Genomic DNA, 20884 nt, shown 5'->3' on the forward strand with positions numbered 1-20884 from the left:
CGCCCCGGACGTGCACCCCTTCCCTTAACGTCTGATGTGCCCTGCACCTTCATCAGCGAAACCGAGAGTGAAAGGTAGAGTCCGGCGGCGTGCACCTCAAGGCCCTGACCCTGCGCGGTTTCAAATCGTTCGCCTCCGCCACGACGCTGCGGTTCGAACCCGGCATCACGTGCGTCGTCGGTCCCAACGGGTCGGGCAAGTCCAATGTGGTGGACGCGCTCTCCTGGGTCATGGGAGAACAGGGTGCCAAATCTCTGCGCGGCGGCAAGATGGAGGACGTCATCTTTGCCGGCACCACCGGGCGGCCGCCGCTCGGGCGGGCGGAGGTTTCGCTGACCATCGACAATTCCGATGGAGCGCTGCCCATCGAGTACGCCGAAGTGACGATCACTCGGATCATGTTCCGCAACGGTGGCAGCGAATACCAGATCAATGGCGACACCTGCCGACTCCTGGACATCCAGGAACTCCTCTCGGATTCCGGTATCGGCCGGGAGATGCATGTCATCGTCGGGCAGGGGCAGCTGGACTCCGTGCTCCACGCCGATCCGACGGGGCGGCGCGCATTCATCGAGGAAGCCGCGGGCGTGCTCAAGCACCGCAAGCGGAAAGAGAAGGCGCTGCGGAAACTGGACGCGATGGGAGCCAATCTGGCCCGCGTCCAGGACCTGACCGACGAGCTGCGGCGCCAGTTGAAACCGCTGGGCCGGCAGGCGGCCGTGGCACGCCGGGCCGCAGTCATCCAGGCCGATCTGCGCGACGCCAGGCTGCGACTGCTCGCCGACGACCTGGTGCGACTGCACACCGCGTTGCGCAGCGAGATCGCCGACGAAGCGGCGCTCAAGCAGCGCAGGGAGGCCGCGGAGGCGGAGCTCAGGGCGGCCCTGGCGCGCGAGGCGGAGCTGGAGGACGAGGTACGGCGGCTGGCGCCGCGGCTGCAGCGGGCCCAGCAGACCTGGTACGAGCTGTCCCAGCTGGCCGAGCGGGTGCGCGGCACGATCTCGCTGGCCGACGCCCGGGTCAAGAGCGCCGGAGCGGCGCCGGAGGAGGAGCGGCGCGGCACGGGATTCAGGGACCCTGAAAGCATGGAGCGGGAGGCGGCCCGCATCCGTGAGCAGGAGGCGGAGCTGGAGGCCGCGCTGGAGGCGGCGGAGCACGCGCTGCAGGACACCGCTGCCCACCGCGGTGACCTGGAACGGGAGTTGGCGGCCGAGGAGCGCAGGCTCAAGGACGCCGCGCGGGCCATCGCGGACCGCCGCGAAGGGCTTGCCCGGTTGAACGGGCAGGTCAACGCGGCCCGCAGCCGGGCCGGTTCGGCGCAGGCGGAGATCGACCGGCTGGCCGCATCCCGTGACGAGGCGCAGGAGCGGGCGGTCGCCGCACAGGAGGAGTACGAACAGCTCAAGGCCGAGGTCGAGGGACTGGACGCGGGCGACGCCGAGCTGGGCGAGCGGCACGAGGCCGCCAAGCGGGAACTCGCGGAGGCGGAGGCGGCGCTCTCCGAGGCCAGGGAGTCCGCCACCGCCGCCGAACGGAAGCGGGCGGCGGTGGCGGCTCGCCACGATGCTCTGGCCCTCGGCCTGCGCCGCAAGGACGGCACGGGCGTGCTGCTCGGCGCGCAGGACCGCCTGACGGGCCTCCTCGGCCCGGCCGCCGAACTCCTGACGGTGGCGCCGGGGCACGAGGTGGCGGTGGCGGCGGCCCTGGGCGCGGCGGCGGACGCGGTCGCGGTGACGGATCCGGCCACGGCCGCGGAGGCGATCCGGCTGCTGCGCAAACGGGACGCGGGCCGGGCGGCGATGCTGCTGGGCGGGGTGCGCGTCGGCGTCCCCGATCAGGGAGGGGTCTCTGATGCCGGTGTCGCTGCTGGGGATTCTGGTGCCGGTGAGGCCGGTGAGGCCGGTGAGGCCGGTGAGGCCGGTGAGGCCGGTGAGGCCGGTGAGGCCGGTGAGGCCGGTGGTGCCAGCGGTGGCTATGACGCTGCTGACGGCGGGGCCGGCGGAGCCGATGCGTCTGCTGTGCACCTGCCGGGCCAGACACACGGCCGGGCGGGCGGGCTCCACGCGCCCGCCCACCCCTCGCACGTCGCCGTGGCCGGAGCGCCCGCCGGAGGTCCGCCCGCCGTGGCCGACCTCGTCCGCGGGCCCGTCGAACTGGTGGACGCCGTGCGGAGGCTGGTGCGGGACATGGTGGTCGTCGGCACCTTGGAGGATGCCGAGGACCTTGTTGCCGTGCGCCCGGAGCTGACGGCTGTGACCGCTGAGGGGGACATCCTCTCGGCGCACTTCGCGCACGGCGGTTCCGCCGGTGCGCCGAGCCTCCTCGAAGTGCAGGCCTCGGTCGACGAGGCCGCCCTCCAGCTGGAGGAACTGGCAGTGCGCTGCGCGGAGTTGACCGAAGAGCAGCGCCTCGCGACGGAGCGGCGCCGAGCGTGTGCCGGACTGGTCGAGGAGCTGGGGGAGCGGCGCCGGGCCGCCGAGCGGGAGAAGTCCGGGGTGGCCCAGCAGCTCGGGCGGCTCGCCGGGCAGGCCCGTGGCGCCGCAGGCGAGGCCGAGCGGATGACCGCGTCCGCCGCCCGAGCCCAGGAGGCACTGGAGCGGGCGACGGAGGAAGCGGAGGAACTGGCCGAGCGGCTGCTCGTCGCCGAAGAGATGCCGGTCGAGGAGGAGCCGGACACCTCCGTGCGCGACCGGCTCGCCGCCGACGGTGCCAACGCCCGTCAGACCGAGATGGAGGCCCGCCTCCAGGTACGTACTCACGAGGAGAGGGTCAAGGGGCTCGCGGGGCGTGCGGAAGCCCTCGACCGGGGCGCCCGAGCAGAACGGGAGGCCCGCGCCCGAGCCGAGCGGCGCCGCGCCCGGCTGCGGCACGAGGCGGAGGTGGCGTCGGCCGTCGCGTCGGGCGCCCGTCAGCTGCTCGCCCATGTCGAGGTGTCCGTCGTGCGGGCCGAGCAGGAGCGGGGAGCGGTCGAGGCGGCGAAGGCGGAACGGGAGCGGGAGCTGGCGGCCGAGCGCAACCAGGGCCGCGAGCTCAAGAGCGAGCTGGACAAACTGACCGACTCCGTCCACCGCGGCGAGGTGCTCGGCGCCGAGAAGCGGTTGCGCATAGAGCAGCTGGAGGCGAAGGCGCTGGAGGAACTGGGCGTCGAGCCGACCGGGCTGGCCGCCGAGTACGGCCCCGACCAGCTCGTACCGCCGTCGCCGGCGGCGGAGGGCGAGGAGCTGCCGGAGGATCCGGAGCATCCGCGCAACCAGCCGAAGCCCTTCGTCAGGTCCGAGCAGGAGAAGCGGCTGAAGTCGGCCGAACGGGCGTACCAGCAGCTCGGAAAGGTGAATCCGCTCGCCCTTGAGGAGTTCTCGGCGCTGGAGGAACGGCACAAGTTCCTCTCCGAGCAGCTGGAGGACCTGAAGAAGACCCGGGCCGATCTGATACAGGTCATCAAGGAGGTCGACGAGCGGGTCGAGCAGGTGTTCACCGAGGCGTACCGGGACACGGCCCGCGAGTTCGAGGGTGTCTTCTCACGGCTTTTCCCGGGAGGCGAGGGGCGGCTCGTCCTGACCGACCCGGACAACATGCTCGCGACCGGTGTGGACGTCGAGGCCCGGCCGCCCGGCAAGAAGGTCAAGCGGCTCTCGCTGCTGTCCGGCGGGGAACGCTCACTGACGGCGGTGGCATTGCTGGTCTCGATCTTCAAGGCCCGCCCGAGCCCGTTCTACGTGATGGACGAGGTCGAGGCGGCGCTCGACGACACCAACCTGCAGCGGCTGATCCGGATCATGGAGGAGCTCCAGGAGAGCTCGCAGCTGATCGTGATCACGCACCAGAAGCGGACGATGGAGGTCGCCGACGCACTGTACGGCGTCTCGATGCAGGGTGACGGGGTCTCCAAGGTCATCAGCCAGCGGCTGCGCTGAGCCCTCCTGTCCTTCAAGGCTTCAACTTACTCGCCGGTTGCTTCTTGGCTGACTCACGCGAATGGTCGAATATTGACTTCGCAACTTGAACGCATATTCTCTGCATCGTCGTCTTTATCTTCAAGTGGTGGCAGGCGGAAAGTTATGCCCCACTTGGAGGAGCTCGCGCCCCACAAGAGCTCGCCCCCCACACCTGACGACGCGGCAAGGCATCAGGAGTTCAAGTGACCAGCACCTCTCAGGGACCGGCGTCCGGAGCCCGAGCGGCCCATCCGGACCACCTCGGCCATGTCATCTTCATCACGGCGGCCGCGGCGATGGGCGGTTTCCTGTTCGGCTACGACAGCTCCGTCATCAATGGCGCCGTCGAGGCCATCCGCAGCCGGTACGAGATCGGTTCGGGAACGCTCGCCCAGGTCATCGCCATCGCCCTGATCGGCTGTGCGATCGGCGCGGCCACGGCGGGACGCATCGCCGACCGTATCGGCCGCATCCGCTGCATGCAGATCGCCTCCGTGCTGTTCACCATCAGTGCCGTCGGTTCCGCGCTCCCGTTCGCGCTCTGGGACCTGGCGATGTGGCGCATCATCGGCGGCTTCGCCATCGGCATGGCCTCGGTGATCGGCCCGGCGTACATCGCCGAGGTCTCGCCGCCCGCCTACCGCGGTCGCCTCGGTTCCTTCCAGCAGGCCGCGATCGTCGTCGGCATCGCCATCTCCCAGCTGGTCAACTACGGCATCCTGCAGCTCGCCGACGGCGATCAGCGCGGCAAGATCGGCGGCATCGAGGCCTGGCAGTGGATGCTCGGCGTGATGGTCGTCCCCGCCGTGCTGTACGGGCTGCTGTCGCTGGCGATCCCCGAGTCGCCGCGGTTCCTGATCTCGGTCGGCAGGAAGGACCGCGCCCGGCAGATCCTGGCGGAGGTCGAGGGCACGTCCGTCGACCTCGACGCCCGGGTCTCCGAGATCGAGACCGCCATGCGCCGTGAGCACAAGTCCACGTTCAGGGACCTGCTCGGCGGACGCGTCGGCTTCCTGCCGATCGTCTGGGTCGGCATCGGCCTCTCGGTCTTCCAGCAGCTCGTCGGCATCAATGTGGCGTTCTACTACTCGGCGACGCTCTGGCAGTCCGTCGGTATCGACCCGTCGGCCTCGTTCTTCTACTCGTTCACCACGTCCATCATCAACATCATCGGCACCGTGGTCGCCATGGTTCTGGTGGACCGGGTGGGCCGCAAGCCGCTCGCGCTGGTCGGCTCGACCGGTATGGCCATCGCCCTCGCCTTCGAGGCCTGGGCCTTCTCGGCCCACCTGGTCGACGGCAAACTGCCCCACGCCCACGGAGTCGTGGCACTGGTCGCGGCCCATGTGTTCGTGCTCTTCTTCGCCCTGTCGTGGGGTGTCGTGGTCTGGGTCTTCCTCGGCGAGATGTTCCCGAACAGGATCCGCGCCGCGGCGCTCGGTGTCGCCGCGTCCGCGCAGTGGATCGCCAACTGGGCCATCACCGCGAGCTTCCCGAGCCTGTCCGACTGGAACCTGTCGGGCACGTACATCATCTACGCATGCTTCGCCACGCTCTCGATCCCCTTCGTGCTCAAGTTCGTGAAGGAGACCAAGGGCAAGGCGTTGGAGGAGATGGGCTGATCCCCGCTGTCCCTCTCCTCGTACACGGAACGCCCCGGCCCGCACCCGCGGAGCCGGGGCGCTTCCGGGTCGGGCGCGGTCAGCGCGCGACCGCGCCGCAGAACAGCCGCAGACTGCGCCATCCCTCCTCGACCGGCATCCCGCCGCACAGCGGATGCAGCACCAGGCTCTCCGCTTCCCCGGCCGCGGCGGCGCACTCGTCCGGGGTGACGACCCGGTAGACCCCTTCGTCCCGCAGCTCCGTCACCGTCGTCGCCGCCGAACGCACGGCCGAGCGGATGTCCTTGGACTGCCAGGAGGCGTACGTGCGCGCCTCGTGGAGGAAGTGCTCGCCGTACTTCGCCCATGTCCGGTCCGGGTCCTCGGAGACGTGGAGCAGCGGTGTCCGGGCGGCCGGCATCATGCAGAAGCCGTCCGTCCCGAACCGCTCGCGCTGCTCGTGGTAGTACGCCTCCAGCTCCGGCAGGTGTGCGCTCGGGAAGAACGGCAGCCCGTACCGGGCCGCCCGCCGCGCCGCGGCCCGCGAACTGCCGCCCACCAGCAGCAGCGGATGCGGCCGGGTGTACGGGCGCGGAGTGATCCGGACCGTACGGCCCCGGTACGGGAACGGCTCCCCGGTCCATGCCCGCAGCAGGGTCTCCAGCAGCTCGTCCTGGAGCCTGCCGCGCCTGCCCCACTCGACGCCCGCCTGTTCGTACTCCTCCGGCCGGTAGCCGATCCCCGCCACGGTGACCAGCCGGCCCGCGCTCAGCAGGTCCAGGACCGCGATGTCCTCGGCCAGCCGCAGCGGGTCGTGCAGCGGACCGATGATCGCCGAGACGGTGACCGCGATCCGGCGGGTGGCGCCGAAGACCGAGCCCGCGAAGACGAAGGGGGAGGGCAGCCAGGAGTCGGCGACGCCGTGGTGCTCCTCGGTCTGTACCGTGTCGACGCCGTGCTCGTCGGCGTACGCGGCCATCTCCAGCGCGGCGCGGTAGCGGGCCGAGAGCGACTCGTGGGTGGCGTCGGGATCGACGAGATTGAACCGGACCACGGTGAAAGCCATGACGCTTGTCCCCTTCGTCGGGCGGGCTCGGCGAGCCGGGACACTAGCTGACGCAGCGTCAGAAGTGTAGGGGTGCGTCGCCTCCGGGCTCGCTCCCGCCCTTCCGTACGGCGGGGCGCGGCAGGATCGCGTACAGCGCGGCGGAGACGGCGATCGTGGCCGCCCAGCCCAGTCCGTGGCGCCCGATCCAGGTGTCGGCGAACGGGCCGGAGAACCACCGCACACCGGTGAAGAGCAGTCCCACCACGAGGCCCACGAGCCACGCGGTCACGGCCGTGACGGCGAAGCCTCCCGTGTACCAGTAGGCGCCGGACGGCGTGGTGTCCAGGAGCGCCGCCGGATCGTAACTGCGCCCCCTCAGCCGATCCACGCCGAAGACCCCGATCCACGCCGAGAACGTCACCGCGAGGAGTGTCAGAAAGGAGACGAAGGAATTCGTGAAGCCCGCCGTCGTCATCATCAGCAGTGCGCCCAGCAACAGACTGATGCCGGCGTTCACCCCGACCGCCCATGCCCGCGGGATCCCGAATCCCAGCGTTTGCGCGGTAAAGCCGCCCGAATAGAGCGACATCGCATTGATCAGCACCATGCCGATGACGGCCATCAGCAGATACGGCACCGCGAGCCAGCCGGGCAGCAGAGCCCCGATGAACGACACCGGGTCGTGAGTGACGGCCAGCCCCGGCGTGGCGATCGCCATCACGGCGCCCATCAGCGCCAACGGCAGGCACACGACCCCGGCGCCGCTCACGGTCGCCCCGACCACGGCGGCGCCGGACGCGGTGCGGGGCAGATAGCGGGCGAAGTCGGGACCCGCCGGAACCCAGCTGATCCCGCCGCCGACCAGTGTGCCGACCCCGGTGATCACCATCGCCGTCGACCCGGTGGGCCTGTCCAGGACGTCGTGCCAGTCGGTCCTGCCGATCAGATGGATCAGTACCAGGACGCTGAAACAGGCGAAGAGGTACATCGACCAGATGCAGCAGGCCCGCACCGCCCGCATCCCCAGCCCCGACACCAGGAAGCTGCTCCCCACGAAGGAGACCAGGGTCACGATGATCAGGGTGCTGCCGCCGGTGATGGAGAAGAGCAGATTCAGCACGGCCAGCAGGGCGTAGGTGCCGGTGACCGCGTTCACCGTCTCCCAGCCCCAGCGGGCGATCCAGATCAGCGCGCCCGGCAGCAGGTTGCCGCGCTGGCCGAAGACGGCCCGGGAGAGCGCCATGCCGGGAGCCCCGCCCTCCCGGCCCGCGACCGAGACCAGGCCGACCAGTCCGAAGCTGATGACCGGCGCCACGATCGCGACGGTGAGCACCTGCCAGAAGTTCAGTCCGTTGAAGACGATGAGCCCCGCGCCCATCGTGAGCAGCAGCACGGTCAGATTCGCACCGGCCCAGGTGGCGAAGAGGGTCCGGACCCGGCCGGTGCGCTCGCTGTCGGGGACGGGCTCCAGGCCGCGGGTCTCCACGGACAGGATCGTACATTTACCGCCAAAAGGTGCATAACGGTTGGAGTGGATGCGGGGGTGGTCGTTCGGGGCGGTCCGTGCGGGCGGTCGTGGCTGATACTGGGTGGGTTATGGAATTCGTCATCCTTGCTGTAGTCATCGCCCTGGTCGCGGTCGGCGTGATCAGCGGGCTCGTGGTCAGCGGCCGCAAGAAGAAGCAGCTGCCCCCGGCGCCGTCGAGCACGCCGACCATCACTCCTCCCGCCGAACCTCATGTCGGCGAGGAGGCCGAGACGCCGCGCGAGGAACCGCGCCGCACCATCGAGGAGGTCGGCCCCCCTTCGGCCGAGGCTCCCGCCGAGGAGGCCCCCGAGGCCGTCGAGCCGGAGGCGCCCGCCGCCCCCGCCCTCGAAGTGCCCGAGCCCACCGCAGGCCGACTGGTACGGCTGCGTGCCCGGCTCGCCCGCTCGCAGAACTCCCTCGGCAAGGGGCTGCTCACGCTCCTGTCCCGTGACAACCTCGACGAGGAGACCTGGGAGGAGATCGAGGACACGCTCCTCACCGCCGATGTGGGCGTCGCACCCACCCAGGAACTGGTGGAGCGGCTCCGGGAACGCGTCCGTGTCCTCGGCACGCGAACCCCCGAAGGGCTGCGCACGTTGCTGCGCGAGGAGCTCCTCACCCTGCTGGGCACGGACTTCGACCGTGAGGTCAAGACGGAGAGCGGCGTCGACACCCCCGGTGTCGTGATGGTCGTCGGCGTCAACGGGACCGGCAAGACCACCACCACCGGCAAGCTGGCCCGGGTGCTCGTCGCCGACGGCCGCAGTGTCGTGCTCGGTGCGGCCGACACCTTCCGGGCCGCCGCCGCCGACCAGCTGCAGACCTGGGGCGAGCGCGTCGGTGCCCGCACCGTGCGCGGTCCCGAGGGCGGTGACCCCGCGTCGATCGCCTTCGACGCGGTGAAGGAGGGCATCGCCGAGGGTGCGGATGTCGTCCTCATCGACACCGCGGGACGCCTGCACACCAAGACCGGGTTGATGGACGAGCTCGGCAAGGTGAAGCGGGTCGTCGAGAAGCACGGGCCGCTGGACGAGATCCTGCTCGTCCTCGACGCCACGACCGGGCAGAACGGCCTCGTGCAGGCCCGGGTGTTCGCCGAGGTCGTCGACATCACCGGCATCGTGCTCACCAAGCTGGACGGCACCGCCAAGGGCGGCATCGTCGTCGCCGTCCAGCGCGAACTGGGTGTGCCGGTGAAGCTGGTCGGTCTCGGTGAGGGGCCGGACGATCTGGCTCCGTTCGAGCCGGGGGCGTTCGTGGACGCCCTGATCGGGGACTGACGCCGCGCGCACACGAGAAGCCCGACCGCATGAGGCAACTGCGGTCGGGCTCTTCCGTTCTCAGGAGCGGCCGTTCTCGGGAGCGGCCGCCGGTCGCTTCGGGGGCGGCCGCCCGCGGAGCGATGGCGCCGTCGGCGGGCGCCTTCTTCTTCGCGGAGGAGGTGGTTCAGCCGCAGAGAGGGGTGCGATGACAGCTGTATGCCAGCGTGCCCAGCAGCAGCCGTGCCTGCGGCGGCGCGGCCGCCGTGTCCAGCACCGGCGGGCGCAGCCACCGGACGGGGCCGAGGCCGCCCTCGTCGGACGGCGGGGCGGTGATGTGACAGCCGGGCCCCAGCGCCCTCAGATCGAGCCCCGCGTCGTCCCAGCCCATCCGGTACAGCAGCTGGGGGAGTTCGGCGGCGGCCCCCGGGGCCACGAAGAACTGTGCCCGCCCGGACGGCGTCACCGCGATCGGGCCGAGCGGCAGCCCCATCCGCTCCATGCGGACCAGGGCCCGGCGTCCGGCCGCTTCGGTGACGTCGAGGATGTCGAAGGTGCGGCCCACCGGCAGCAGCATCGAGGCGCCCGGGACCCGGGCCCAGGCCGCTGCCGCCGCGTCGAACGTCGCGCCGGCGGGGACCTCGGGCGCGAAGTCCAGCGGATGGGCGCCGGGGGAGGGGCACGTCCGCTCCCCGCACGAGCAGCGGCCGGAGGCGGCCCGCGTCCCCGGCACGACGGCCCAGCCCCACAGTCCCGTGTACTCGGCCAATGCCATGCACTCGGCCGCACGGCCGCGGCGCCGTGAGCCGGTGCGCATCTCGCGGATGCCGCCGATCGTGAAGCCCATGCCCCCTCCAACGGGTCCGACTTGCCGGTGGTTACGACGCGGAGCCGAGGTGTGACACTCCGGAGTCTCCGTCGAGCCGTGGTGCGCCCGGCGCGCTCGGGGGCGTGCGACGCCGGGTGCGCGCTCCGAGGTGCGTCACTGCACCGACTGGCGATCGTCGTGTGTCAAGTGAATCGCGCCGGGTGGTGGTGGCGTTCATCCGAAGGGGTGGCGAATGGTGGCGTTTCCGTCGGCGCCCTCGTCGGGGTGGTGATCGTAGGATTACCGTCGGTACACGAACCATGGAAGTATGTGCGCCCATGGGTATGCCGGAGGCAACCCGATTTCCTGTTCCATTGCGCGCGACCTCCGTATGGGCGGCATGGGGCCAGGGCATTCTGATAGTGGTTCGCGCGACAACATTTCGGCGGGATGGGGGCGTTCCAGTGAGTGGCAGCGGCGCAGGCGATGCGAATGCCGGTAAGCGCCCCAATGAGCAATTGAGCTCATGGTTCGTGCGCAGCGGCTGGTCGAAGGGCGAGCTCGCGCGGCAGGTGAACCGCCGGGCGCGCCAGATGGGCGCCCACCACATCAGCACCGACACCTCCCGGGTGCGGCGCTGGCTCGACGGCGAACAGCCGCGCGAGCCGATCCCGCGCATCCTCTCGGAGCTCTTCTCGGAGCGCTTCGGCTCCGTCGTCGCGATCGAGGACCTCGGACTGCGCTCGGCGCACCAGTCACCATCCGTGGCCGGTGTCGACCTGCCCTGGGCGGGTCCGCAGACCATCGCCCTGCTCAGTGAGTTCTCCCGCAGCGATCTGATGCTCGCCCGTCGCGGGTTCCTCGGCTCCTCCCTCACCCTGGCCGCGGGGCCCGCCCTGATCGAACCCATGCAGCGCTGGCTGGTGCCCGTCGCCGCCGTACCGGCGGATCCGGAGCCGTCCGCCGCGGACCGCCGCCCCTCCAGGCTCTCCGGACCCGAACTCGACCTGCTGGAGTCCACCACCGCGATGTTCCGCCAGTGGGACGCGCAGTGTGGCGGCGGACTGCGTCGCAAGGCCGTCGTCGGGCAACTCCACGAGGTCACCGACCTGCTGCAGGAACCGCAGCCGGCCGCCACCGCCGAGCGGCTCTTCCGCTGCGCCGCCGAACTGGCGGAGCTGGCGGGCTGGATGAGCTATGACGTCGGCCTCCAGCCCACCGCCCAGAAGTATTTCGTTCTCGCGCTCCATGCCTCGAAAGAGGCCGGCGACAAACCGCTCGGTTCGTATGTTCTGTCCAGCATGAGCCGCCAGATGATCCATCTCGGCCGGCCCGACGACGCGCTCGAACTGATCCATCTGGCGCAGTACGGCAGCCGGGACTGCGCCACCCCGCGTACCCAGGCCATGCTGTATGCGATGGAGGCCCGCGCGTACGCCAACATGGGCCAGCCCAGCAAGTGCAAACGAGCCGTCCGGATGGCCGAGGACACCTTTCTCGACGTCGGCATCGACGGCGAGCCCGAGCCCGACTGGATCCGTTTCTTCTCCGAGGCCGAGCTCAACGGCGAGAACTCCCACTCGTTCCGCGACCTCGCCTATGTCGCGGGCCGCAGCCCCACCTACGCCACACTCGCCGAATCCCGCATGCAGAAGGCCGTCGAGCTCTTCGGCGAGGACGACGAGCACCAGCGGTCGTACGCGCTCAACCTGATCGGCCTCGCCACCGTCCATCTCCTCAAGCGCGAGCCCGAGCAGTCCACGGTGCCGGCCGAGCAGGCCCTGCGCGTGGCCAGGAAGATCCGCTCCGAGCGCGTCAACACCCGGCTCCGCAAGACGGTCGACACCGCCGCCAGGGACTTCGGGGACATCCCCGATGTCGCCCGGCTCACCGAGATGCTCACCGAGCAACTGCCCGAGACCGCAGAGGCGGTCTGAGCGACACCCCCTGACCCCGGCCACGACGACCACCCCGCACAGACCGACTTCGGCTCCCCCCATCGCCGGGTCAGCGGGTGGTCGGCGTGGCCGGTTCGCGTTGCCGTTCCCGTACGGGAGAGTCGTAACCGCACCGTATGCGGACCCGGCCGCGGAGCAGGCACCGCACCGGATGCGCCACCACCGGTTCATGGGGACGTAACACACCCGACCTCTTCGTCACTTCCGCGAAACACCGGGCGGCATCGGCGGAAACCGCGCCGGGCGAGGCTCATGGCGCATAACCGGCCCGCACCTTTTCCCCAGTGGTCCCGCACGTGGTGCAGCTCATCCCGCCCGCACGCGGCCGCACCGACGACGAGGAGACGCCGATGCCCCCAGGCATCACGACGCTTGCCGCAGACACCCCGACGCTGTCTGCCGCCAACACCGGGTTCATGCTCATCTGCTCCGCCCTGGTGATGCTCATGACCCCGGCCCTGGCCTTCTTCTACGGAGGCATGGTCCGCGTCAAGAGCACCCTCAACATGCTGATGATGAGCTTCATCAGCCTCGGGATCGTCACGATCCTGTGGGTGCTCTACGGGTTCAGTCTCGCCTTCGGCACCGACATCGGGTCCGTCCTCGGCTGGAGCTCGGACTACGTCGGCCTCAGCGGGATCGGCATCACCCAGCTCTGGGACGGATACACGATCCCGGTCTACGTCTTCGCCGTCTTCCAGCTGATGTTCGCCGTCATCACTCCCGCGCTGATCAGCGGCGCCCTCGCCGACCGGGTGAAGTTCACCTCCTGGGCCCTGTTCATCACGCTCTGGGCCACCGTCGTCTACTTCCCCGTCGCCCACTGGGTCTGGGGCGCGGGCGGCTGGCTGTTCGAGCTCGGTGTCATCGACTTCGCCGGGGGCACGGCGGTCCACATCAACGCGGGTGCCGCCGCGCTCGGCGTGATCCTCGTCATCGGCAGGCGCGTCGGCTTCAAGAAGGACCCGATGCGCCCGCACAGCCTGCCGCTCGTCATGCTCGGCGCCGGACTGCTCTGGTTCGGCTGGTTCGGTTTCAACGCGGGCTCGTGGCTCGGCAACGACGACGGCGTCGGCGCGGTCATGTTCGTCAACACCCAGGTCGCCACCGCCGCCGCGATGCTCGCCTGGCTCGGCTACGAGAAGCTCCGCCACGGCTCCTTCACCACCCTCGGCGCGGCCTCCGGCGCGGTCGCCGGCCTCGTCGCCATCACCCCGTCCGGCGGCGCGGTCAGCCCGCTCGGCGCCATCGCGGTCGGTGCCGTCGCCGGTGTCCTGTGCGCCATGGCCGTCGGCCTGAAGTACAGGTTCGGCTACGACGACTCCCTGGACGTCGTCGGCGTCCACCTCGTCGGTGGTGTCGTGGGCTCCCTCCTCATCGGCTTCTTCGCCACCGGCGGTGTCCAGTCGGACGCCAAGGGCCTCTTCTACGGCGGCGGCCTCGACCAGCTCGGGAAGCAGGCCGTCGGGGTCTTCGCCGTCCTCGCGTACTCTCTGGTCGTCTCCGCGCTCCTCGCCTTCCTCCTGGACAGGACGATCGGGATGCGGGTCGACGAGGACGACGAGATCTCCGGCATCGACCAGGTCGAGCACGCCGAGACGGCGTACGACTTCAGCGGGGCGGGCGGCGGCGCGGCCCCGCGCACCACGGCCTCCGCGACGGCACCGGGTACGACGGCAGGAACGCAGACCAAGAAGGTGGACGCATGAAGCTCATCACCGCAGTCGTGAAGCCGCACCGGCTCGACGAGATCAAGGAGGCCCTCCAGGCCTTCGGCATCCAGGGCCTCACGGTGACGGAGGCCAGCGGGTACGGGCGTCAGCGCGGCCACACCGAGGTCTACCGGGGCGCCGAGTACACCGTCGACCTCGTCCCCAAGATCCGTATCGAGGTCCTGGTCGAGGACGAGGACTCCGAACAGCTCATCGACGTCGTCGTGAAGGCCGCCCGGACCGGCAAGATCGGTGACGGCAAGGTCTGGAGCGTGCCGGTCGACACCGCGATTCGCGTACGAACGGGCGAACGCGGCCCGGACGCCCTCTGACCGACGGCCCCGACGACCACCGTCCGAAGACCGACGGTCCCGAAACGAAAGGCAGCCGGGTGACGAGCACCGAAGCGACCACCGAATCCGAGGACTCGGAACCCAGCGGCTACGCGGCGGCCCGGCTGCGCCTCCTCCAGGGGAAGGCGCGGTCCGGGCCGCCGCGCCGTGCGGCCCTCGCCTCGCTCACCGACGACTGGCTCACCGCGCTGTTCACCACAGCCGCCGAACAGACCGGCGTCCGCGGCGCCGCCCTCGTCGCCGTCGGCGGCTACGGCCGCGGTGAACTCTCCCCGCGCAGCGACCTCGACCTCCTGCTGTTGTACGACGGCCACGCCGACGCGGCCGCCGTCGCCGCCCTGGCCGACCGCGTCTGGTACCCCGTCTGGGACCTCGGCCTCTCCCTCGACCACTCCGTGCGCACCCCCGCCGAGGCCCGCAGAACGGCCGGCGAGGACCTCAAGGTCCAGCTCGGACTGCTCGACGCCCGGCCCGTCGCCGGAGACCTCGGCCTCGTCGCCACGCTGCGCACCGCGATCCTCGCCGACTGGCGCAACCAGGCCGCCAAACGCCTCCCCGCACTCGACGAGCTCTGCCGCGAACGCGCCGAACGCCAGGGCGAGCTCCAGTTCCTCCTCGAACCCGACCTCAAGGAGGCCCGCGGCGGACTGCGTGACCTCACCGCACTGCGCGCCGTCGCCGCCTCCTGGGTTGCCGACGCCCCCCGCGAGGGCCTCGCCGAAGCCCGCCGCGTCCTCCTCGACGCCCGCGACGCCCTCCACCTCACCACCGGCCGCGCCACCGACCGGCTCGGACTCCAGGACCAGGACCAGGCCGCCGCCGAGCTCGGCCTGCTCGACGCGGACGCCCTGCTCCGCCAGGTGTACGAGGCCGCCCGCACCGTCTCGTACGCCACCGACGTCACCTGGCGCGAGGTGACCCGCGTGCTGCGGGCCCGCTCGGCGCGCCCCCGGCTGCGCGCGATTCTGGGCGGCGGCAGGACCACCGCGGCCGAACGCACCCCGCTCGCCGACGGCGTCGTCGAGGCGGACGGCGAAGTCGTGCTCGCACGCACCGCCCGCCCCGAGCGCGACCCCGTGCTGGTGCTGCGGGCCGCCGCGGCCGCCGCACAGTCCGAACTCCCGCTCTCCCGGCACCTCGTACGTCACCTCGCCACCACCGCCCGCCCGCTGCCGGTGCCCTGGCCCGCCGAGGCCCGTGAGGAACTCGTCACCCTCCTCGGCGCGGGCGAGGCCACCGTTCCCGTCTGGGAGGCGCTCGAAGCGGAGGGCCTGATCACCCGGCTGCTCCCCGACTGGGAACGCGTCCACTGCCGCCCCCAGCGCAACCCCGTCCACACCTGGACCGTCGACCGTCACCTCGTCGAAGCGGCGGTCCGCGCCTCCTCGCTCACCCGTCGCGTCGGCCGCCCCGACCTGCTCCTCGTCGCCGCGCTCCTGCACGACATCGGCAAGGGCTGGCCCGGCGACCACTCCGCCGCCGGGGAGGTCATCGCCCGGGACATGGCCGCCCGGATCGGCTTCGACCAGCATGACGTCGGAGTCATCGCCACCCTCGTGCGCCATCATCTGCTGCTCGTCGAGACCGCCACCCGCCGTGACCTCGACGACCCGGCGACCGTCCGCTCCGTCGCGAACGCCGTCTCCACCGCCTCCACCCTGGAACTGCTGCACGCCCTCACCGAGGCCGACGCCCTCGCCACCGGGCCCGCGGCCTGGTCCTCCTGGCGTGCCGCCCTCGTCGCCGACCTCGTCGAGCGCGTCGCCGCCGTCCTCGCGGGCCAGGCCCCCGAAGAGCCGGCACCCGCCGCACCCAGCGCCGAACAGGAACGCCTCGCCGTGGAGGCCCTGCGCACCGGCGAACCCGTCCTCGCCCTGCACACCCAGGCGGCCGGGACCCCGGACGAGGACGGCGAACCGGAACCGGTCGGCGTCGAACTCCTCATCGCCCTGCCCGACCGCCCCGGCGTGCTGCCGACCACGGCAGGCGTCCTCGCCCTGCACCGCCTCACCGTGCGCGCCGCCGACCTGCGCGCCGTGGAACTCCCCACCGAACTCGGCGCGGACGAATCCGCCGACCTGCTGCTGCTCAGCTGGCGGGTCGCGGCCGAGTACGGCACACTCCCGCAGGCGGGCCGCCTCCGCGCCGACCTCGTGCGCGCCCTGGACGGCTCCCTGGACATCCGTGCCCGGCTCGCCGAGCGCGAGGCCGCCTGTCCCAGGCGGCGCGGGGTGAAGGCCCCGCCGCCGAGGGTGACGGTCGCCGCGGCCGGTTCACGGCTGGCGACGGTGATCGAGGTGCGGGCCCAGGACGCCCCGGGACTGCTGCACCGGATCGGCCGGGCGCTGGAAGGGAGCGGGGTCCGGGTGCGCAGCGCGCACGTGTCGACGCTGGGCGCGAACGCGGTGGACGCCTTCTACGTCACGGACACCGACGGGGAGCCGCTGCCCGAGGCGCGGGCGGCCGAGGTGGCCCGGGAGGTCGAGAAGGCGCTGGGCTGAGCGCCGCGGCCCGGCCCGCGAGCCCCCGTACGGCCGAGAACCGGGCGAGGGCTTCGTGATTCCCGGGGTCCGGATACCCTTGGGGACGACTGACCTGCCCCGCCCCCGACCCTGAGGACCGACGAGCGCCGTGTTCGATACTCTCTCCGACCGCCTTAGCGCGACTTTCAAGAACCTCCGGGGCAAGGGCCGCTTGTCCGAGGCGGACATCGACGCCACGGCCCGCGAGATCCGTATCGCCCTGCTCGAGGCCGATGTCGCGCTGCCCGTCGTCCGGGCCTTCATCGCCAACGTCAAGGAGCGGGCGCGCGGCGTCGAGGTCTCCCAGGCGCTGAACCCCGCCCAGCAGGTCGTCAAGATCGTCAACGAGGAGCTCGTGGGCATCCTCGGTGGCGAGACCCGGCGGCTGCGGTTCGCCAAGAACCCGCCCACCGTGATCATGCTCGCCGGTCTCCAGGGTGCCGGTAAGACCACCCTCGCCGGAAAGCTCGGCCTCTGGCTCAAGGGCCAGGGCCACTCCCCGCTGCTCGTCGCCTGCGACCTCCAGCGCCCCAACGCCGTCAACCAGCTCAGCGTCGTCGCCGACCGCGCCGGTGTCGCGGTGTACGCGCCCGAGCCGGGCAACGGCGTCGGCGATCCGGTCCAGGTGGCCAAGGACTCGATCGAGCACGCCAGGTCCAAGCAGTACGACGTCGTCATCGTCGACACCGCCGGCCGCCTCGGCATCGACCAGGAGCTGATGCAGCAGGCCGCGGACATCCGCGACGCCGTCGGCCCCGACGAGATCCTCTTCGTCGTCGACGCGATGATCGGCCAGGACGCGGTCAACACCGCCGAGGCCTTCCGCGACGGCGTCGGTTTCGACGGCGTGGTGCTCTCCAAGCTCGACGGTGACGCCCGCGGTGGTGCGGCTCTGTCGATCGCCCACGTCACGGGCAAGCAGATCATGTTCGCGTCGAACGGTGAGAAGCTCGAGGACTTCGACGCCTTCCACCCCGACCGCATGGCGTCCCGCATCCTCGACATGGGTGACCTGCTCACCCTGATCGAGCAGGCGGAGAAGACCTTCAGCCAGGAAGAGGCCGCCAAGATGGCCTCCAAGCTGGCGTCCAGCAAGGGCAAGGACTTCACGCTCGACGACTTCCTGGCCCAGATGGAGCAGGTCAGGAAGATGGGCTCCATCTCCAAGCTGCTGGGGATGCTGCCCGGCATGGGGCAGATCAAGGACCAGATCAACAACATCGACGAGCGCGACGTGGACCGTACCGCCGCGATCATCAAGTCGATGACCCCGAAGGAGCGCGCCGAGCCGACGATCATCAACGGCTCGCGCCGGGCCCGTATCGCCAAGGGTTCGGGTGTCGAGGTCAGCGCCGTGAAGAATCTGGTGGAGCGGTTCTTCGACGCCCGCAAGATGATGTCGAAGATGGCGCAGGGCGGCGGCATGCCGGGAATGCCCGGGATGCCGGGCATGGGTGGTGGCCCCGGCCGCCAGAAGAAGCAGGTCAAGCAGGCCAAGGGCAAGCGCAAGAGCGGCAACCCGATGAAGCGCAAGGCCGAGGAGCAGGCCGCGGCGGCCCGTCGTGAGGCGGCGGCGCAGGGCGGCGCGTTCGGCCTGCCGGCGCAGGAGGACAAGAACTTCGAGCTGCCGGACGAGTTCAAGAAGTTCATGGGCTGATCGCCCGACGACATGCGTGAGGGGCGCCCACCGGTGGTGGGCGCCCCTCACGCATGTTCAAACGTGTCGCTACGCGGCATGCCGTCCCGGCCGCAGCGCCGTGCCGTTGGCCAGTCCGCCCGGGTCCAGGGACAGCGACACGGCCGCGGTGGCGCCCACGTCCGCGAGGCTCTCCGCGTCCGGCAGCAGCTCCACGCCCTCCGTGCCGGGCCGGTGGATCAGCACGGGCACGTACTCACGGGTGTGGTAGGCGTGCCCGATCGTGGGGTCGTTCCCGTGGTCGGCGGTGACGATCAACCGGTCGCCGGGGCCGTCGAGCAGTGCCACGAGTCCGGCCAGTCCGGCGTCCACCTGTTCCAGCAGGCGTCCGTAGCGTCGGGTGTCCTGCTGGTGCCCCGCCAGGTCGGTCTCCTGGACGTTGGCGACGACGAGCGCGGCGCCGGGGGCGCGTACCGCTTCGAGGGTGTGCGCGAGCACGTCGGCGGTCTCGACGGCCGGGTGCCGCCGCGCCGCCTCGCACGCCAGGATGTCCGCGGCCTTCCCCACCAGGGTGACCGGGACACCCGCGCGGGCGGCCAGATCGGGGAGCTGGCGGGTGTGGTCGAGCGCGGCGCCCAGGTGCTGGACCTCCAAGCCGCCGTTGCGGTAGAAGCCGCTGGCGGGGGTGTCGAGGCCGACGGTTCCCGCGTCGCCGGGGCGCACGAACCGCCCGAGCGGGCCGTCCGCGTGGCCGCCGACCGCGATGACCCGGGCGACGGGCGCGACCGCCCGGACGGCACGGGCGATGGCGAGGATGCCGCCGGGGCCTTCGAAGGGCAGATCGTCGAGGCGTCCCGAGGCGTTCCAGTTGATGCCGGGGTCGGCCTCCAGGTTGTCGTGGACGAGGACCGCCCCGTCGACGACGAGGAGCGGTTTGCCGTCCAACGGGACGACATGGTGCCCGGCCGCCTCCAGGGCCCTGGTCACCTCGTCGAGGTGATCGGCGAGCCGGGCGACGGTGACCCGGCTGAAGTCGGCGCCCATCATGGTCTGATGGCCCGCGAAGGTGTCGGCGCCGGGATAGCCGAGCGCGGCCCGGCCCGCGGCGACGGGCAGAAGGGTGCGACGGGCGAGATCCGGGTGCGGGTGGACCAGGCCGAGACCCAGCGCGCCGAGCACCGGCAGACGCAGCGGGCGGCCGAGGGCCGCGCGGCAGTGGTCGAGGACGTGTCCGCAGGTGTCGGCGGTGAGATCGCCGGGGCGCAGGGCGCCCGCGTCGGGCATGGCGCCGATGCCGAACCCGTCGATGACGACGATGACGGTCTTGGCCATGGAGGCCTCCTCTTCCGGGCCGGGCCTCACAGGCCGCGGCCCTGGGCGTCGTACAGCCCGTTCAGCCGAGGGACGCCGCGGGAGAGTCCGGAGACGACGGCGACGGTCGAGCGGGTGACGAAGATCTGGGTGCGGAAGGCGAGCAGCGCGGTGTCCCCGAGCCGGACGTCCTGGCCGTCGGCGGGCGCGTCGAGCAGCCGGTAGTAGTCGATGTTCTCGGCGGGCGCGTCCTGTACCCCGAGGCGTGCGCCGGTGCGCGGCAACAGGGCGTCGCGGATGTGGGACCGGGCGTAGAAGCCGCCGCCGCGGATCGCCGGGCGGCCGTCGTCGAGGGTGTGGGCGATCTCGCTGACGTACACGTAAGCGGGCTTCTCGGGCTGGTGCGGGTCGATGGCGTGCAGCGGGGTGGTGCCGGTGAGGGCGTGGCCGGGTTCGCCGTGGGTGGCGCCGAGTTCGGCGAGCAGGGGGAGGGAGGCCATCGAGGTGGCGCTGGGCGCGCTCAGCTTGAGGTGCTCGTGCCCCCGGGAGGCCAGGACCTCGCGGGCCTTGAGGGCGAGCGCGAAGTTGGGGGTGGCGCGGGGAACGCCGGTCGTCGGGTCGCACAGGACACAGGGGAAGGCGGTGACGCCCGCGATCCGGATGCCGGGCAGCCGTTCGGCGGCCTCGGCGAAGGTGTCCAGCCGGCCGAGCGGGACGCCGCCCTCCTGACCGGGGTAGACCGAACCCTGGGCGCCTTCGAGACGTACCAGAACGTCCTGGACGATGCCCAGCCGCTGGGCGGCCTCGGACACGGCCTGCGCGTTGGCGAGGTCGAAGACGGTGACGGCCTCGGGGCGCCAGGCCAGCATCCGGGGCAGTGCGCGGCGGGGGATCTGGACGAGGTGGCCGAGGTTGCCGGCCCGTGCGCCCGCGGCGTGCAGGGTGCGGGCCTCCGGCGGGTCGATCGCGGCGAACGCGGGGATGTGCCGGGCGACGGCCCTGATCAGCTCGGGGTTGCGGCCCAGCTGCTTGACGACGAACCAGAGGCCGACGCCCAACCGTTCGGCCTCCGTCGCCAGCAGTGCGGCGTTGCCCTCGATGGCGTCGAGGTCCATCACATAGGTGTCGGGCGGGATCTCGCCGCGCCGGTGAAGGGTGGCCGCGGCGTCGACGAGCTCGGGATTGCGGGTGAGCACGGTGTCGAGAAACACGG

13 protein-coding genes are annotated in these 20884 nt (G+C 71.4%); 8 read left to right on the forward strand and 5 right to left on the reverse strand.

Annotation, left to right across the window (positions count from 1 at the left end):
* Positions 1 to 89 precede the first annotated feature (89 nt).
* Positions 90 to 3914 carry an AAA family ATPase gene (locus ACIRP2_RS33830; RefSeq protein WP_404257078.1) on the forward strand — a complete coding sequence of 1275 codons (3825 nt, stop codon included), beginning with the start codon at positions 90 to 92 and terminating at the stop codon, positions 3912 to 3914.
* Positions 3915 to 4138: 224 nt separating this feature from the next.
* Complete coding sequence (locus ACIRP2_RS33835; protein WP_404257080.1) at positions 4139 to 5557, forward strand: sugar porter family MFS transporter; 1419 nt, start codon at positions 4139 to 4141, stop codon at positions 5555 to 5557.
* Positions 5558 to 5636: 79 nt separating this feature from the next.
* Here the strand turns inward: ACIRP2_RS33835 and ACIRP2_RS33840 are convergent, their stop codons facing one another.
* Complete coding sequence (locus ACIRP2_RS33840) at positions 5637 to 6602, reverse strand: LLM class flavin-dependent oxidoreductase (RefSeq protein ID WP_404257082.1); 966 nt, start codon at positions 6600 to 6602, stop codon at positions 5637 to 5639.
* 58 nt (positions 6603 to 6660) lie between these two features.
* On the reverse strand, positions 6661 to 8070 hold the full coding sequence (locus ACIRP2_RS33845) for a purine-cytosine permease family protein (protein WP_404257084.1): 1410 nt from the start codon (positions 8068 to 8070) through the stop codon (positions 6661 to 6663).
* 110 nt (positions 8071 to 8180) lie between these two features.
* Here ACIRP2_RS33845 and ftsY point away from each other — a divergent pair, with 110 nt between their 5' ends.
* Entirely contained in the window at positions 8181 to 9392 is a 1212-nt protein-coding gene (gene ftsY / locus ACIRP2_RS33850; RefSeq protein WP_404257086.1) for a signal recognition particle-docking protein FtsY, read from the forward strand.
* A gap of 166 nt (positions 9393 to 9558) precedes the next feature.
* Here the strand turns inward: ftsY and ACIRP2_RS33855 are convergent, their stop codons facing one another.
* Positions 9559 to 10218 (reverse strand): bifunctional DNA primase/polymerase, encoded by a 660-nt coding sequence (locus ACIRP2_RS33855; RefSeq protein WP_404257088.1) that lies wholly within the window; start codon positions 10216 to 10218, stop codon positions 9559 to 9561.
* 425 nt (positions 10219 to 10643) lie between these two features.
* Here ACIRP2_RS33855 and ACIRP2_RS33860 point away from each other — a divergent pair, with 425 nt between their 5' ends.
* The 5 genes from ACIRP2_RS33860 to ffh all read left to right on the forward strand — a co-directional run bounded on the left by ACIRP2_RS33860 (position 10644) and on the right by ffh (position 18381).
* The gene (locus tag ACIRP2_RS33860; protein WP_404257090.1) at positions 10644 to 12116 is read left to right on the forward strand and encodes a hypothetical protein; all 1473 of its coding nucleotides are present in this window, start codon (positions 10644 to 10646) and stop codon (positions 12114 to 12116) included.
* Positions 12117 to 12487: 371 nt separating this feature from the next.
* The gene (locus ACIRP2_RS33865) at positions 12488 to 13846 is read left to right on the forward strand and encodes an ammonium transporter (protein ID WP_404257092.1); all 1359 of its coding nucleotides are present in this window, start codon (positions 12488 to 12490) and stop codon (positions 13844 to 13846) included.
* Positions 13843 to 14181 (forward strand): P-II family nitrogen regulator, encoded by a 339-nt coding sequence (locus ACIRP2_RS33870; protein WP_093899110.1) that lies wholly within the window; start codon positions 13843 to 13845, stop codon positions 14179 to 14181. The genes ACIRP2_RS33865 and ACIRP2_RS33870 overlap by 4 nt, the downstream gene beginning before the upstream one ends.
* A 59-nt stretch (positions 14182 to 14240) precedes the next feature.
* Positions 14241 to 16703, forward strand: coding sequence for a [protein-PII] uridylyltransferase (locus ACIRP2_RS33875; protein ID WP_404257094.1), 2463 nt, complete (start codon positions 14241 to 14243; stop codon positions 16701 to 16703).
* Between the two features lie 130 nt (positions 16704 to 16833).
* A complete protein-coding gene (ffh, locus tag ACIRP2_RS33880) occupies positions 16834 to 18381 on the forward strand; it encodes a signal recognition particle protein (RefSeq protein WP_376285279.1) in 1548 nt (515 codons plus the stop codon).
* Between the two features lie 69 nt (positions 18382 to 18450).
* Here the strand turns inward: ffh and ACIRP2_RS33885 are convergent, their stop codons facing one another.
* Both ACIRP2_RS33885 and ACIRP2_RS33890 read right to left on the reverse strand, forming a co-directional pair.
* On the reverse strand, positions 18451 to 19692 hold the full coding sequence (locus ACIRP2_RS33885) for a phosphopentomutase (protein WP_404257096.1): 1242 nt from the start codon (positions 19690 to 19692) through the stop codon (positions 18451 to 18453).
* A 26-nt stretch (positions 19693 to 19718) separates the two neighbouring features.
* The gene (locus tag ACIRP2_RS33890) at positions 19719 to 20882 is read right to left on the reverse strand and encodes a YhfX family PLP-dependent enzyme (protein WP_404257098.1); all 1164 of its coding nucleotides are present in this window, start codon (positions 20880 to 20882) and stop codon (positions 19719 to 19721) included.
* Positions 20883 to 20884 lie beyond the last annotated feature (2 nt).

The organism is Streptomyces sp. NPDC101194 (assembly GCF_044767885.1).
Lineage (GTDB): Bacteria > Actinomycetota > Actinomycetes > Streptomycetales > Streptomycetaceae > Streptomyces.